Annotated in this window: 18 protein-coding genes; 6 read left to right on the top strand and 12 right to left on the bottom strand. The window is 58.1% G+C overall.

Annotation, left to right across the window (positions count from 1 at the left end; genetic code table 11):
• Positions 1-36: 36 nt before the first annotated feature.
• From FIL88_RS00340 to mbfA, 4 genes are all read right to left on the bottom strand, one after another.
• On the bottom strand, positions 37-1149 hold the full coding sequence (locus FIL88_RS00340; protein WP_142851836.1) for an NnrS family protein: 1113 nt from the start codon (positions 1147-1149) through the stop codon (positions 37-39).
• Positions 1146-2072, bottom strand: coding sequence for an AEC family transporter (locus FIL88_RS00345; protein ID WP_142851837.1), 927 nt, complete (start codon positions 2070-2072; stop codon positions 1146-1148). Before FIL88_RS00345 ends, FIL88_RS00340 begins: the two co-directional genes overlap by 4 nt.
• A gap of 44 nt (positions 2073-2116) precedes the next feature.
• Entirely contained in the window at positions 2117-2431 is a 315-nt protein-coding gene (locus tag FIL88_RS00350; RefSeq protein WP_142851838.1) for a cupin domain-containing protein, read from the bottom strand.
• A 79-nt stretch (positions 2432-2510) separates the two neighbouring features.
• Positions 2511-3488, bottom strand: a complete 978-nt coding sequence (gene mbfA, locus FIL88_RS00355; RefSeq protein WP_142851839.1) for an iron exporter MbfA — start codon at positions 3486-3488, stop codon at positions 2511-2513.
• Between the two features lie 122 nt (positions 3489-3610).
• Here mbfA and FIL88_RS00360 point away from each other — a divergent pair, with 122 nt between their 5' ends.
• The gene (locus FIL88_RS00360; protein ID WP_142851840.1) at positions 3611-4396 is read left to right on the top strand and encodes a hypothetical protein; all 786 of its coding nucleotides are present in this window, start codon (positions 3611-3613) and stop codon (positions 4394-4396) included.
• A 47-nt stretch (positions 4397-4443) separates the two neighbouring features.
• On the opposite strand, the gene FIL88_RS00365 is transcribed toward FIL88_RS00360, so the two are convergent.
• A complete protein-coding gene (locus FIL88_RS00365) occupies positions 4444-5556 on the bottom strand; it encodes an S-(hydroxymethyl)glutathione dehydrogenase/class III alcohol dehydrogenase (RefSeq protein WP_142851841.1) in 1113 nt (370 codons plus the stop codon).
• A gap of 111 nt (positions 5557-5667) precedes the next feature.
• On the opposite strand from FIL88_RS00365, the gene FIL88_RS00370 reads away from it, so the two are divergent.
• Positions 5668-5931, top strand: coding sequence for an I78 family peptidase inhibitor (locus tag FIL88_RS00370; RefSeq protein ID WP_142851842.1), 264 nt, complete (start codon positions 5668-5670; stop codon positions 5929-5931).
• A gap of 51 nt (positions 5932-5982) precedes the next feature.
• Here FIL88_RS00370 and FIL88_RS00375 read toward each other — a convergent pair whose 3' ends face one another.
• From FIL88_RS00375 to paaI, 4 genes are all read right to left on the bottom strand, one after another.
• Complete coding sequence (locus FIL88_RS00375; RefSeq protein WP_142851843.1) at positions 5983-6429, bottom strand: c-type cytochrome; 447 nt, start codon at positions 6427-6429, stop codon at positions 5983-5985.
• A 148-nt stretch (positions 6430-6577) separates the two neighbouring features.
• A complete protein-coding gene (locus FIL88_RS00380; protein WP_142851844.1) occupies positions 6578-7156 on the bottom strand; it encodes a TetR/AcrR family transcriptional regulator in 579 nt (192 codons plus the stop codon).
• 3 nt (positions 7157-7159) lie between these two features.
• Positions 7160-8467: a phenylacetate--CoA ligase PaaK gene (gene paaK, locus FIL88_RS00385; RefSeq protein WP_142851845.1), complete on the bottom strand. Its 1308-nt coding sequence runs from the start codon at positions 8465-8467 to the stop codon at positions 7160-7162.
• A 36-nt stretch (positions 8468-8503) separates the two neighbouring features.
• Positions 8504-8938 (bottom strand): hydroxyphenylacetyl-CoA thioesterase PaaI, encoded by a 435-nt coding sequence (gene paaI / locus FIL88_RS00390; protein WP_142851846.1) that lies wholly within the window; start codon positions 8936-8938, stop codon positions 8504-8506.
• Positions 8939-9270: 332 nt separating this feature from the next.
• On the opposite strand from paaI, the gene FIL88_RS00395 reads away from it, so the two are divergent.
• Positions 9271-9618 (top strand): DUF2794 domain-containing protein, encoded by a 348-nt coding sequence (locus FIL88_RS00395; RefSeq protein ID WP_142853397.1) that lies wholly within the window; start codon positions 9271-9273, stop codon positions 9616-9618.
• A gap of 3 nt (positions 9619-9621) precedes the next feature.
• Here the strand turns inward: FIL88_RS00395 and FIL88_RS00400 are convergent, their stop codons facing one another.
• The 3 genes from FIL88_RS00400 to FIL88_RS00410 all read right to left on the bottom strand — a co-directional run bounded on the left by FIL88_RS00400 (position 9622) and on the right by FIL88_RS00410 (position 12314).
• Positions 9622-10470 carry a C40 family peptidase gene (locus FIL88_RS00400; RefSeq protein ID WP_142851847.1) on the bottom strand — a complete coding sequence of 283 codons (849 nt, stop codon included), beginning with the start codon at positions 10468-10470 and terminating at the stop codon, positions 9622-9624.
• A gap of 2 nt (positions 10471-10472) precedes the next feature.
• Positions 10473-11852 carry a leucyl aminopeptidase family protein gene (locus FIL88_RS00405; protein WP_142851848.1) on the bottom strand — a complete coding sequence of 460 codons (1380 nt, stop codon included), beginning with the start codon at positions 11850-11852 and terminating at the stop codon, positions 10473-10475.
• 81 nt (positions 11853-11933) lie between these two features.
• A complete protein-coding gene (locus FIL88_RS00410) occupies positions 11934-12314 on the bottom strand; it encodes a hypothetical protein (RefSeq protein ID WP_142851849.1) in 381 nt (126 codons plus the stop codon).
• Positions 12315-12455: 141 nt separating this feature from the next.
• On the opposite strand from FIL88_RS00410, the gene FIL88_RS00415 reads away from it, so the two are divergent.
• Genes FIL88_RS00415 through FIL88_RS00425 form a run of 3 tightly spaced genes read left to right on the top strand, consistent with a single transcriptional unit; the run spans position 12456 to position 14694 of the window.
• On the top strand, positions 12456-13103 hold the full coding sequence (locus tag FIL88_RS00415) for a carbonic anhydrase (RefSeq protein ID WP_142851850.1): 648 nt from the start codon (positions 12456-12458) through the stop codon (positions 13101-13103).
• A gap of 17 nt (positions 13104-13120) precedes the next feature.
• A complete protein-coding gene (locus FIL88_RS00420; protein ID WP_142851851.1) occupies positions 13121-13759 on the top strand; it encodes a lysophospholipid acyltransferase family protein in 639 nt (212 codons plus the stop codon).
• Positions 13756-14694 (top strand): phosphatidate cytidylyltransferase, encoded by a 939-nt coding sequence (locus FIL88_RS00425; protein ID WP_142851852.1) that lies wholly within the window; start codon positions 13756-13758, stop codon positions 14692-14694. Before FIL88_RS00420 ends, FIL88_RS00425 begins: the two co-directional genes overlap by 4 nt.
• Position 14695: the final 1 nt, after the last annotated feature.

Genomic DNA, 14695 nt, shown 5'->3' on the forward strand with positions numbered 1-14695 from the left:
GGCGCGTTCCTTTCGACAGATGGTATCCCGACCTAATTAAAGCCGGGGTGCTATGGCAATAGGGAATGCACGCAGAGCAAGCGCGATCATGCCCCCCGCCCACAGAATGCCACCAGCATGATACAGAAATGTCGGATCCGCCATCCAATCCGCAGAGACGCGCAGGCCGGCGCCGATATGCAAAGCGGAAAGAAGAAGGGTATCGGCGCGAGTCGCCTCGATCGGAAGACCGGAATGGCCCAAAAGCGCGCGCAGCATGACGATGGCGGTCATGCTGCCGATCGCCCCGGCCCCCAGCGCGTGAAAGGCCTGCCCGACGCTGGCCTTGTCACCAAGGCTGGCGATCGCCAGAAGTGCAAGCCCCACCGCAAGCCACGCATAGGCAGCGTGTTGCGCAAATAACAGCGGCTCTTTCCAAACAGATAGTCCACACCACCGGGTCAGACGCAGGGCCTGGGCCAAAGCGGCTAGGCCAGCAGTGATCCCGGTCAGGGTACTGGTATCGGTGATGACCCAGCTTACAACCGCCAAGATGGTCAGGCCGATGGTTGCCTTATCGACCACGCCAAACCCGGCCGGTATTCGGCTTACCCCGCGTTTTTTCAACCAGTTTCGGCTGAAGGCAGGCGTAACGCGGCCCCCGATCAACGTCATCAGCAGAAGCGAGATGGCAAAACCCAGTGTCACGCCCAGTTGTGCGTCCCACCACAGGAATACCATCTGCGCCACCCAAAGGATCGAAATCATAACAGCGACCACGACATTGCGCGTATTGCCGGCTGCCAAGATCTCGCGCAGGGCCAGCGCAGCAATCACCGGCAGGAAGCAGGCAGTCAGAAGTTGTGCGCCCAACGCGTCAGATGCCGCGAACATTGCGCCGCGCCCAGAAAACCAAAGCGTGAAAAGAGCCAGCAGCGCAGCCGAAGACAGGGCAGGGCGGCCCGTCCAATTGGGAAGCGCGGTAAACAAAAATCCGGCAATCGCGGCGGGCAAGTATCCCCACAGCATTTCGTGCTGGTGCCACAAATAGGGATCAGCGGTTGCCGTATCGATCCCCATTCGTGCCAGAAGCCAAAGGGGAATGGACAGCCCTGCGAACAGGGCGGCGGCAGGGAAAAACAGGCGATAGGCGCCGGTCAAAAGGATCATGATGTCACCCAAGCGATAATGGCGGACACGGTCAAAACAGAGGCAAGCGTCGACAAGAGGATCGCTGACGATACGCGCTGCGGTGCAACGCCATAATGCTGTGCCAGAATATAGACATTGCCCGCGACCGGCAGACCCGCCGCGGCCACCATGACGCCTGCCATGAAGGGGTCAACGTCGAAAACCAGGAAGGCCAGAACGCCCACAGCCAGCGGATGCAGGATGAGTTTGGCAAAGCTAAGCCAGCCCGCGACGGTCAAACGCTCTGCCGATTTCGCGGCAAGCGATGCCCCGATGGCGAAAAGTGCCCCCGGGGTCGACGCCCCTGCCAGAAGGTCCAGAAAACGCTGCACCGGTTCGGCCAAGCCCCACCCGGTGGACGACCACGTAAACCCCAGCGCCATCGAAACGATCATCGGGTTAGAGATCAGCCCCTTGCCAACTGTTCCCAACACCGCGGGGCTGACACGTCCGTCGCGAGTGCCGGTGATGATGATCACGATCAAACTGCTGAACAGGAACAGATCGACCGCAAGCACCAGCATGACAGCGGGGATTGCGGTCTCTCCCAACAGAAGCGCCAGCATCGGGACGCCCAGAAATCCGGTGTTTCCGATCACCGCGCATTGCGCTTCGACGGCGGCCTCCTGTGCACCGCGTTTGCGGAGAAGGGCGACGATGGTTGCAAGGATATAGATCCCCAATCCGCCAAGTGCATAGGCCCAGATGAAAGGCCAGCTGATCACCTCGGACAGCGACAGATTGGCCGAGAACCGAAACAACATGGCCGACAGGGCGAAATAGAACACGAAGCGGGTCAAATAGGCCGTGGCTTCGGGCGGGAAAAAGCCGCGCGCAGCGGCGCCAAAGCCCAGCCCGATCAAGGCGAAAAATGGAAGGGTCTGCAAAAGCACGTCGATCATGCGCCAAGCCCTAGCATGGGGGATTTCAGTTGACCATGCGGCGCTTAGGCAGGCCGGGGATCCTCAAGTAACTCGACCTCGATAAAGGCGCATTCGAAGTCATTTCCGCTGATGACGTCATGTTCCACACCGGCCTTGCGCTCATAAGGGATGCCGTTGCGAAGTGTCGCCTCGGCCCGCGTTCCGTCGGGAAGATCGATATGAAGCACGCCGTCAAACCTTGGGATGACAAGATAGTCGTGGGTATGCCGGTGCCAGCCGGTGTTGTCGCCCATCTTGGCAAACCGCCATTCCGTGACGCGCATCCGGTCGTTTTCCAAGAGCACCGTTCCCACGGCGGTTCCATTAGCGTCACACATGATCGCCTCCTCGCTGGGGCATCCTGCGATTGGTATGGGGTTTCAGCTATCGCCAGTCGCGATGAAACATCGGACCAGCCTAGCCGCCGCCAATAATAGCACCTGCCGCAAAAACCAGTGCCCCGCCCACGACGACTTGCAATGTCGCCCGCATGAACGGGGTCTGCATAAAGCGGTTCTGGATCCAGACGATGGCCCACAGTTCGACGAAAACGACGATGATTGCGATGGTCGTGGCGGTCCAGAAATCGGTGATCAGATAGGGCATGGCATGCCCCAATCCGCCCAGTGTCGTCATGATGCCCGAGGCAAAGCCACGCTTCACGGGGCTGCCGCGCCCCGACAGTTCGCCGTCATCGGATGCGGCTTCGGTGAACCCCATCGAAATCCCCGCACCAACACTGGCGGCCAGACCCACCAGAAATGTCGTGTGCGTGTCTTGCGTGGCAAAGGCCGTCGCGAAAATCGGCGCGAGGGTTGAGACCGAGCCGTCCATGAGCCCCGCCAGCCCCGGCTGTACCCATGTCAGGATAAACTGCCGGTGGGCGGCCTCGTCTTCGGTTTCGCGCGCGTTGTCGTCCAGATGCTGCGCTTCCAAGTCGCCTGCGACATGGGCGTGGTCGGCCTCGGCTGCTGCCAAGTCACCCAACAGCTTTCGGGTGTTGGCGTCCGCAGTGCGGTCGGCTGCTTTACGATAGAATTGCTCGGCCTGGCGTTCCATCTCGCGCGCTTCGGCACGGATGGTTTCCAGCCCCAGATTTTCGACCAGCCAAATGGGGCGGCGGGCATAGAACCCGGCCACATGTTCGCGCCGGATCAACGGGATCACATCGCCAAACCGCGCTTTGTGAGCTTCGATCAGTATCCGGCGGTGCTCGTCTTCTTCTTCGGCCATGCCATCAAACACTTTCGCAGATGATGGAAATTCCTCGCGCAGATGTTCCGCATACTGCCGATAAATCCGCGCATCGTCTTCCTCGTTCGAGATGGCCAGTGCGAGGATTTCCTGTTCAGACAGATCCGAGAAGCGGCGGCGATGGAGGGTAGCGGACAGCATGGAAAGCCTCTGAGTTAGAATGATTCTAATTTAGGGGTTTGAAGCGGGAAGGCAAGATCGTTTTGTCATGCGAAACAACCTTTGATAGAGGGGGTGAGCGTGATTCACCAAGGAGAGATGAAGTGAAGAACGACTATCAGAGTTTGCTGAAGCAAAATCTTCTGAATCTGCCGCTTGGCATATTCATCGGGGTCGAGCTGGTATTGGCTATGATCCTATTCACCGAGACCTATTTTTCACATGAAGGACATCCGATTTCAGTGCTGAGTTTGGCAATGCCAATAACATTGTTGACCGCGGTCGTGGCAGTGGCTGGAATTCTCGCCAATATTGAGGCGCAGCAAGGACGGGATGAGGAAGCGCGGCGGCGGAAGCTGATGGCGGCGAAGGCGGTGTTCGCACTACATTTAGCAGAGTTTTCGGAGATGTGTCAGCGAATGGCAGAGGAGGCGATGAGGGTTGGTCGAATCCACGGAGAACGTGGAGGGGTTGGGAAAAAGATGACAGATGTTCACTCGCCAAGTTTGCAAGAGATCGTAAGAGCGAACTTTATGGAGATCATTGAGTTCCACGATGCTGCCAATATAGCTGCCCGCGTATCATATTTGCTTGGCCACTATCAGGTACTTGCATCTCGGTGGGAGACCATTCGCGCGACAGCTGAAGGCAGATCGCGAACCTACAGCTCGCATTGGAGTGCCGCAGTTAGTTGGATGTATCTTAGACTGATAGCAGTTTCATTGATGCACTATGCACGCAATGATGAAGAACCGGTGGGGGTCAGCGAAGAAAGTTTGCAGGCCTCCTTGGAATGGTTGGGGTTAACGGAGGATGAGATGAACGTGTGTAAAACTTATGTCAGAATATATGCTCGAAAGTACACAAAGGAGCTTGGCGCGAATAGATAAGGGGGCCGAAGCCCCCTTGTTTGATGAGCACCTTTGATGCAGTTTAATCAATAAACGACAACACTCCGAATGCTCTCGCCTTTGTGCATCAAATCAAAGCCTTTGTTGATGTCGTCCAGACCCATCGTGTGGGTGATCATGGGGTCGATCTCGATTTTGCCGTCCATGTACCAGTCGACGATCTGAGGGACGTCGGTGCGTCCACGTGCGCCGCCGAAAGCCGTACCACGCCAGACGCGGCCGGTGACCAGTTGGAAGGGGCGGGTCGAGATCTCGGCACCCGCGGGCGCCACGCCGATGATGATGCTTTCGCCCCAGCCCTTATGGGCCGATTCCAAAGCGGTGCGCATCACGTCCACGTTGCCGGTTGCATCGAATGTGTAATCCGCGCCGCCGCCCGTCAGTTCAACCAGATGGCCGACCAGATCGCCCTTGACCTCGGTCGGGTTTACGAAGTCGGTCATGCCAAAGCGTTTGGCCATCTCGACCTTCGACGGGTTCAGGTCCACGCCCACGATCTGATCCGCACCTGCCATGCGCAGGCCTTGGATGACGTTCAGGCCAATGCCGCCCAGACCAAACACGATCGAGCGGTTGCCGATCTCGGCCTTGGCGGTGTTGATCACAGCGCCGATGCCGGTGGTTACGCCGCAGCCGATATAACAGATCTTTTCAAACGGAGCGTCCTTGCGCACTTTCGCCAGCGCGATTTCAGGCAGAACCGTGTGATTGGCGAAGGTTGAGCAGCCCATATAGTGTAGGATCGGCGTGCCATCCAGCATCGAGAAACGGCTGGTCCCGTCGGGCATCAAACCTTGGCCTTGGGTCGAGCGAATTGACTGGCACAGGTTTGTCTTCGGGTTCAGACAGTAGTCACACTCGCGACATTCGGGGGTGTAAAGAGGGATCACGTGATCGCCTACTTCCAACGAGGTGACACCGGGGCCAACCTCGACCACGACGCCTGCACCTTCGTGGCCCAGAATGGCGGGAAACATGCCTTCGGGATCCGCGCCGGACAGGGTGAATTCGTCGGTGTGGCAAATGCCGGTGGCCTTGATTTCTACCAGAACCTCGCCCGCTTTCGGGCCTTCAAGGTTCACTTCCATAATCTCGAGCGGTTTGCCGGCTTCAAGGGCTACGGCGGCACGGGTGCGCATGGCGATCCTCCTGTTCGTGTGTTGTCCTAAGGGTGGGGGAAACCCGCGTGTTTTTCAACAACGCAGCGACCTTGGCTTGTCTCAGGGCGACATTGGCGAGAAAATAAGCTTATGAAACAGCTTTTTATGATTGCGACACTGACAGGGTTGGCCGGATGTATGGCCGATGGGGCGGATGCCGCTGATGATCTGTGCGGAGCCAGCCAGCTTGCGTATCTGGTGGGGCAGACCGCCGAGATTCTGACCGGCCTTGACCTGCCAGAGAACCGCCGCGTTATGCAGCCAGACATGGCCTATACGATGGATTATCAGCCTAACCGACTTAATATCAGCATTGATGAGAACAAGGTGATCGACCGCGTCTGGTGCGGTTGATCCAAGAAAAAAGGCGCGCCCTGCCGGGTACGCCCTTGATCAGTGCACGTGTTACTTCTTGCGGTAATCGTCATGGCAGGCTTTGCAGGTGCCACCAATCTGGCCCAGGGCCGCACCAATTGCGCCTTGGTCGGCAATCTCGGGAACGCCTTTTGCGGCCATGACCATGTCATCTGATTTCTTGACGAAATCGTCCCAGTTTTCCCAAATCGCGGGCAGGGCTTCGGTTTCTGGGTCAGTTTCGTTTGCTTCGAACAGGGCAGGGACCATCATGCCTTGCTCAGAGATAGTAGCGACAGCCGCGTTGGCCTTTGCCGCATCAAAGGCCATTTCACCTTTGGCCATCCCTGCAAGCGTTTTCATGGATCCCCCAATGGCCTTCATGGCTTCCATCCGTTTGATGACGGCGGGATTTGTGGCGTCTGCATGTGCAATAGCCCCCGCGACCGAGGTCGACAGGGCAATAGCGGCGATAGCAAAGGGTTTGATAACTTTCATCTGGCATCCTCTCTGGGGCTGGAATCGCTGATCCCAACTTAGCTCAATCTAACGGAAAGAGAACTGACAGGATCGTGATTGGCGGGAAATCCGCCGACCAATGCGTTTTCAGGTCATGCCGCGCAGTGTGATCTGGGCGCGCCTTAGGTCACAGATTGTGAATGCCGCCCACCACCAGATCGGTCACCAAGTCGGCATAGTCTTCGCGGTTCAGCCCTTTGCCGGGACGGTTCCACATATAGTACCAGTTCAGGATGCCGAAGACCGACATTGTGACAGCCCGTAAGTTTGCACCATTTTCAAAGCGCTCTGGGGCTTCAGCTTTCAAGGCGGCGCCCATCATATCGATCAGGCGGCGCTGAAGATCAACAAGCGGCGCTTGTTGGGCGGGTTCCAGCACAGTCAGGCTGTCCAGCTGCAATTTATGCTCGGCATCCGCACCCTTATAGGCCACCAGAATGGCGCGCACCAAACCACGCAATCCGTCGGTTTCGGGCGCTGCTTCGACCTCGGCCACCAGCTTGGACAGGTGGTGATCCAGAATGTCGTAAAGCAGGGCCTCTTTGCTGTCATAATAGTGATAGATCAGCGCCTTCGAGACCCCACAATGCTTGGCCGCCGCCGTCATCGAGGCGCGGTCAAACCCGTGTTCAGCAAAATAGGCTGCTGCCCCTTTTCGGATGGCAGCGCGTTTTTCTTCATGATCACGGGCGATCCCACGTGGCATGGGTTACTCCTTCGGACGGTTATCGACGACCCTTACAGCCTTACCCTCGCTTCGTGCAACCTTGCCGCCATCGGCAACGTGCACTTTGGCGCTGACGCCCACATTGGACTTGATTTTTCCAGACAGGGCGCGGGCGGCGGCTTCGGCACCTTCCTGCGACTGGCCTTCGGCCATTTCCACATGCACATGCATTTCGTCCATACGACCCGGACGCACCAGCTCGATCTGGAAGTGAGGGCTCAGCGCGGGCACATCCATCAGCTGTTCTTCGATCTGGGTCGGGAAGACGTTCACGCCGCGCAGGATGATCATGTCGTCCGAACGGCCGGTGATCTTCTCCATCCGGCGCATGGACCGCGCGGTGCCCGGAAGCAGACGCGTAAGGTCGCGGGTGCGATAGCGGATGATCGGGAAGCCTTCTTTGGTCAAGGACGTGAAGACCAGTTCACCCAGTTCTCCGTCCTCACAGACCTCGCCGGTCTCGGGATTGATGATCTCGGGATAGAAGTGGTCTTCCCAAATGTGCAGGCCGTCCTTGGTTTCCACACATTCATTTGCCACGCCCGGTCCAATCACTTCCGACAGGCCGTAGATGTCGACCGCGTGCATGTCGAACGCCTCTTCTATTTCGCGGCGCATGTTGTTGGTCCACGGCTCGGCCCCAAAGATCCCGACTTTCAGCGGGCTTTTGCGCGGATCCATACCCTGCTTGGCGTATTCGTCCAGAATGGACAGAGCATAAGATGGGGTCACAGTGATGCCATCGGCACGGAAATCCTCGATCAAACGCACCTGGCGCTGGGTCATACCACCCGAGACCGGAACCACGGTCAGGCCAGCAGCTTCCGCACCACCATGCACGCCCAGACCGCCCGTAAACAGGCCATAGCCATAGGCGTTGTGCAGCACGTCACCCGGACGCAAACCCGAGGCACGCATGCAGCGGGCCACAACACTCGACCACATTGTCAGGTCATTCTTGGTATAGCCCACAACGGTCGGCTGACCGGTCGTGCCCGAGCTGGCATGGATGCGCGAGATTTGCTCGCGCGGGACGGCAAACAGACCGAACGGATAGTTGTCACGCAGATCTTGTTTGACGGTGAAAGGGAACTTGGCCAGATCCGCCAACGTCTTCAGATCGTCGGGGTGTACACCTGCATCGTCAAAGCTTTTGCGATAGAATGGTACGTTGTCATAGGCGTGTTTCAACGACCACTTCATACGCTCCAGCTGCGTGGCGGCGATTTCATCGCGCGATGCGATTTCGATCGGTTCAAGGTCTTCCTTGCGGGGTGTCAGATCTTTCATGTCTCTCCTCCGACAGGGGCGTGTGCCCCAGTACTTTTATCCGTCTTGTTCGTCAAAATGTGTGCCGCTGACCTGCCGCGAATGTCCGCGAAACAGAACCACAGTGCGTCCGTCTTCGCCGGTTACGGTCACATCATAGATGCCCGAGCGGCCGGCGCGGCTGACCTCGGTTGCGGTGGCTGTCAAGCGTTCGCCCAGATTTCCGGGGCTGATATAGGTGACCGAACAGTGCTGCCCGACCACGCGATCGTTGTAACTGTTGCAGGCGAAGGCAAAGGCGCTGTCTGCCAGTGTATAGGAAAAGCCCCCATGGCAGGACCCGTGCCCGTTCACCATGTCGCGGCGGATTTCCATCGACAGAACCGCGCAGCCGGGCGCAACGCTTTCGATCCGCATGCCCAGTTCCTGACTGGCCGGATCATCTGCCCACATCGCGTCGGCGCTTTTTTCTGCGATTTCCTGCGGTGTCATTTGGCCTCCCCCAAAGATCCCTTCATGGCAGGATGCACAAAACCGACCGCTTGGTCAATAATGTGTTTTGGGTTTCCATAGGACGCAATGCCGCAACACGTATCGACGCGTTGCATTTAGGCGCAGAAATATGTGGGGGATTGGTAGCTCCGACGCCGCATACTGGGTGGGGGCTGTTCATGCGACGCCGGAAGAGCTCTCGCTCGCTACGTGTTAACTATTTTCCCGGAAGAGGGCGCTAAAACGGTCGCTCAAAGGAAACAAGCCGGTCATTTCTGGGCGAAATCAGGGCAGGTATTGATTTGTTTACCATGACAGTCCACTCTGATTTTATGAACTGGCAGACAACGACGCCCTTTCAAGGGGCAGGTAAACCGGCCGAGCAGGTCGCCTTCAACCGCCTTGAACTTGGCGCCATCATGGGGCTTTACGGCCAAATGGTCGCGGCAGGAGAGTGGCGTGATTACGGGATGAGCTTCCTAAGCGACGTCGCCATCTTCTCGATCTTTCGGCGCACGGCGGAACACCCAATCTATCGCATCGAAAAACGCCCCAAACTGCGCGGCAAGCAGGGGCAATATTCCGTGATCGGTATGGATGGGCGCATTCTGAAGCGCGGAAATGACCTGCGCACCGTGTTGCGCGTGCTTGAGCGAAAACTGATCCGCGCGGTCGAGTAGATCCTATAACCGCTTGCGAGAGGTGACCGGGCCATCACCCTGCGCCTCGATCCGCGCAATGGCTGCTGCCGTGTTTTCGTACACCACTGACATATCGTGCGCGTTGGCGTGAATAATCCGTGTGTCATCCACCACCAAAGCCACGTGACCTTTCCAGAACACAAGATCGCCGCGTTGAAGCGGTGTGCCGTCTGGGATGTCCTGTCCCAATGCAGCCTCTTGCAGGTCGCTATCTGCCGGGCAGTCGATCCCGCAGGCCAGCAGTGCGGCTTGCACAAGGCCAGAGCAATCGATGCCGAAGCCCGAGTTTCCCGCCCAGACATAGGGGGTATCCAGAAATTGTTCTGCAATCGCGACGGGGTCTGACGCATAATCGTCGATCGCACACAAATGCGACACCGGGATATAGCCGTGCTTTGGGGCGGACATAGGAGTTTTTGGGATTTTGACCTCGGCCCATTTGCCCTGTGTGCCCACCACTTTCACGCGGCTGTTCATATGAAACACGTGACTGTGGGGCGTTTTGAAGTTCGGTTCGCGGTACATATGCGTGGTGCGATGGGTTACGCGATGGGTCAGGGTCTGAGGGTCGCCCAGACTCCACGCCTCAAGATAACCGACATAGCCGTCTTTCAGCGACTGGCCGAAAACCATGTGATCGTCGCCGTCCAGAATGTTGAACTGGTCGCCAGACAGGACCTGACGGTCGCGGTTGCCGCTTGGGGCATCCAGGAGAAAACTGTCACCGACGACTTGTTTTAGCACGCCATCAGTAAAGCGCAGGGATTGGACCCTGCCGCGCAGACTTGAATGCGCGACTTGGTCATTGGCGGGGGTCAATCGACGGTCCATGATCACAACTCCAACATTTCGGGCAGGGCATCCAACAGGGCACGCGCGCCCATGCCGACACCACCTTTCGGGCGGCCGGGTGCTGCGGTTGGATTCCAGCCATAGATGTCAAAATGCATATAGCGCGGGGTATCGGTGACGAAACGGCGCAGGAACAAAGCCGCGGTGATTGACCCCGCAAACCCGCCTTTGGGGGCGTTGTCCAGATCCGCAATGCCGGGTTCGATCATCGCCTCGTATGGGTCCCAGAAGGGCAGCTCCCACACCGGGTCGGCGCTGGATGCGGCTCCTTTGCGCAGCGCATCCGCATCTTCGGTATTGGTTGCATAGAAGGGGGACAGGTCTGGCCCAACCGCCACGCGCGCGGCCCCTGTAAGCGTCGCCATCGACACGATCAGGTCCGGTTTATCCTCATCCGCCAGCGCCAATGCGTCGGCCAGAACAAGACGCCCTTCGGCATCGGTATTGTTGATCTCGACCGTTAGCCCCTTGCGCGAGGTCAGGATGTCGCCCGGTCGAAACGCGTTGCCCGCGACGGCGTTTTCAACCGCTGGGATCAGGACGCGCAGCCGCAGTTTCAAGCCAAGCGACATGATCATCTGTGCCAGCCCCAGAACGGTAGCCGCACCCCCCATATCTTTCTTCATCAATCCCATCGAGGCGCCGGGTTTCAGGTTCAACCCGCCCGTATCAAAACACACACCTTTACCAATCAGGGTCAAAGATGGGCCTTCGCTGCCCCAGCGCAGATCGATCAGACGGGGCGCGCGGGTGGCCGCGCGACCGACCGTGTGGACCATGGGGAAATTCTGATCAAGCAACGCCTTACCCAAAATGGTCGCGATCTCGGCCCCATGTGCCTCGGCCAGTTTTCGAGTGGCAAGTTCCAGCTCATCCGGCCCCATATCTTCTGCTGGGGTGTTAATCAGGTCGCGTGTGGCGGCTTCGCCAGCGGCGATCGCTTCGATACGTGTGGCATCTAAGCCGCTTGGGGCGACAAGCTGTGCCTTTGGTGCGGGTTGCTCGGCATAGCGATCAAATCGATACCCCGCCAGAAGCCAACCCAACGCAAATTCCTGCGCAAGCGCGTCTGTTTGCTGACTGGCCAGATGATAGACACCTTCGGGCAGTTTTGCCCGTGCGGCGGCAGCGCCGAACCGCTTGCGTTTGCGCGCGGCCTTGTTGCCCAGCCCGACCAACGCCATGGCGATCCCGCCATCTGGCGCGGGAACAACAAGGCTTTGCCCCAATCCAGCGGTAAACCCATTTATGTCCGCCCAGTCCCGCGCGGCTGGCGGCAAATCCGACAGTGCATCGCCCCCGTTTTCCAATAGGTAAAGTGGCGTGGCTGAATCGGTCTGTGGGGCGAAAGTCAGGGTCATCTGGGCCTCGGTCAATATCTGTGCCGTTTGGCATGCAGAGTAACGTGCCCGAGCGTGGGAGCAATCCCTGATCTGCCCACCCTACAGCGACATGTCCTGAAGATCCCAAACCGCAATCAAACTGTGTTCCCCCACGCGCCCCAAACGCGCAAGTGTCGCTGGCAGGGCTGCGGGATCTTGCCGCACACTTTGTTCGGCCACATCGCGGGCCACCCGTGCCAGCGTGGTCATGCCCAGACGTTGCGCGATGCGTTTCAGATCACCAGCCCCCTGCCGGATTTCGTCATACCGACCGGATTTCCGTGCCTTTTGCAGCCGAGCCAGCCAAATCGCCAGATCTTCCAACGATTGGTTCAGGTTCCGATCTGCTTGAACTGGTCCAAATCGGACATAGAGCGCATGCAGCTGGTCCCGGTCCAATTGAACGTCTTCAGTATAGGTCAAACTTGTAATGTCGGTCATGGCAGCACCCCGGTTTTCATATGTCCCTCGGGGGCAGCATGACGGTCGAGCCTCAAGATTTCGTATATGGATATTGCAAATTTCTCTCGAATTTCTCGCAATCTCAGCGTATTACTTCGTGAACTCTGACAGGAGACGTCCATGAAAAATGTCCGCCCCCTTCCCACATATCTTGCACAGCGCTATCACGGCTGGAACGCAACCACGTTTTCCGACAACAAATCTTGGTATCGTCGGCTTGCAGACGAAGGTCAGCGCCCCCGTGCCATGATCATTTCGTGCTGTGACAGCCGCGTTCACGTGACGCAGATGTTCGGGGCGGATCAGGGCGAAATATTCTTGCATCGTAACATTGCAAACCTCGTCCCCCCGTGCGAGCCGGATGGCGACTATCACGGGACATCGGCTGCGGTCGAATACGCGGTGACTGCATTGAAAGTGTCGCACCTGATCGTGCTGGGGCATTCGAAATGCGGCGGCGTTAAGGGGTTCCACGAAAAGTGCTTGGGCAACGCGCTGGAATTGGCCGAGAATACTTCGTTCGTGGGGCGCTGGATCGACATTCTGAAGCCAGGCTATGAACGACTTGGTGGAAACGACGCTGAGATTGCTGATGATGAGCTTGAAAAAGAGGGCGTGTTGGTGTCGCTGGAAAACCTGATGACTTTCCCGTTCGTGCGTGATGCTGTAGAAGCAGAACAGCTGTCCTTGCACGGTCTCTGGACCGATATTGGTGCTGGCGGGTTGGAATTCTACGACGCGGAAACCGGGAAATTCGCCCCGGTCTGATTGGTGCAAATGTGGATATGCTAAGGTCAATCGCAGCTCAGTTTGCCGCCAGCGCCATCGTGCTGTTCGCGCGTCTGGTCACTGCCGTGCGCGGGATCTGGTTTGGGGCTGACCCGGTCAATCGCCAGCGCGTCTATTTTGCCAATCACGGTTCGAACGGCGATTTCGTTCTGATTTGGACAGTGCTGCCTCCGGTTTTACGTGCGAAGACGCGGCCGGTGGCAGGGTCGGATTACTGGCTGACCTCGAAGCTAAAAACCTTCATCGGGCGCGACGTGTTTAACGCGGTCCTGATTGACCGAAATCCGGACACGCGCACCGAAGATCCCATCGCACAGATGGTTGAGGCATTGGATGGCGGTGCCAGCCTGATCCTGTTTCCTGAAGGCACGCGCAATTTGACCGACGACCCGCTGTTGCCGTTCAAACCTGGCCTGTTCCATCTGGCCGAGGCCCGCCCCGAGGTCGAGCTGGTGCCCACATGGATCGACAACCTGACCTCGGTCATGCCGAAGGGCGAGGTCATCCCGGTGCCGCTTCTATGCTCGGTCACGTTTGGAACGCCTTTGACCATTCAAAAAGGCGAAAACAAAGCCACATTCCTGACACGTGCCCAATCCGCCTTGGCTGAACTAGCAGAGGAGGCGGCGACATGAGCGCTCCATCCGAGTTTTCGACCCTGATGCTGGCGGTGCTGTCCATTTTGATTGTGGCCACTGCCATTGCCCAACTTCTGAAACGCAAAATGGGCGCGGACAATGATGTGATCGAAAACCTGATCGCGCGGATCAATGCGTGGTGGGGGATGGTTGCGCTGTTGGCGCTGGCAATGCTTGGCGGCAAGGCGGGTGTGGTGATCTTGTTTGCACTGCTCAGCTTCGCGGGCCTGCGCGAATTTCTGACGCTGACGGCCAAACGCCGCGCCGATCACTGGGCGCTGGTGATCAGCTTCTTTGTCATTCTGCCGGTGCAGTACCTGCTCATCTGGGATGACTGGTACGGGATGTATTCGATCTTTATCCCGGTCTATGCCTTCTTGTTTTTGCCCATCATTGCGGCCTTGCGGGGCGACACCGACGGGTATCTGTCCCGCGTGGCGGAAACCCAATGGGGGCTGATGATTTGTGTCTTTGCCGCCAGCCACGTCCCCGCGCTGTTGTCGCTGAACATCCCCGGATACGAAGGCAAGAATGTCCTTTTGGTCGCCTTCCTTGTGGTGGTGGTGCAGCTGTCCGATGTGCTGCAATACGTCTGGGGTAAGCTGATGGGCAAGCGCAAGATCGCGCCCCGCCTGTCTCCGTCAAAGACGTGGGAAGGCTTTGTGGGCGGTGTCGCCTCGGCTTGTCTGGTCGGGGCAGGGCTGTGGTGGCTGACGCCGTTCACCCCGCTTGAGGCCGCGGGCATGGCACTGGTCATCACCTTGATGGGCTTTTTCGGAGGGCTGGTTATGTCCGCCATCAAGCGCGACAAGGGCGTTAAGGATTGGGGGCATCTGATCGCCGGGCATGGCGGCTTCATTGACCGGCTGGACAGCGTTGTCTTCTCGGCCCCGATATTCTTCCACCTGACCCGCTATTTCTGGTCCGTCTAAG

Source organism: Aliiroseovarius halocynthiae (genome assembly GCF_007004645.1).
In the GTDB taxonomy this organism is placed as follows: Bacteria; Pseudomonadota; Alphaproteobacteria; order Rhodobacterales; family Rhodobacteraceae; genus Aliiroseovarius; species Aliiroseovarius halocynthiae.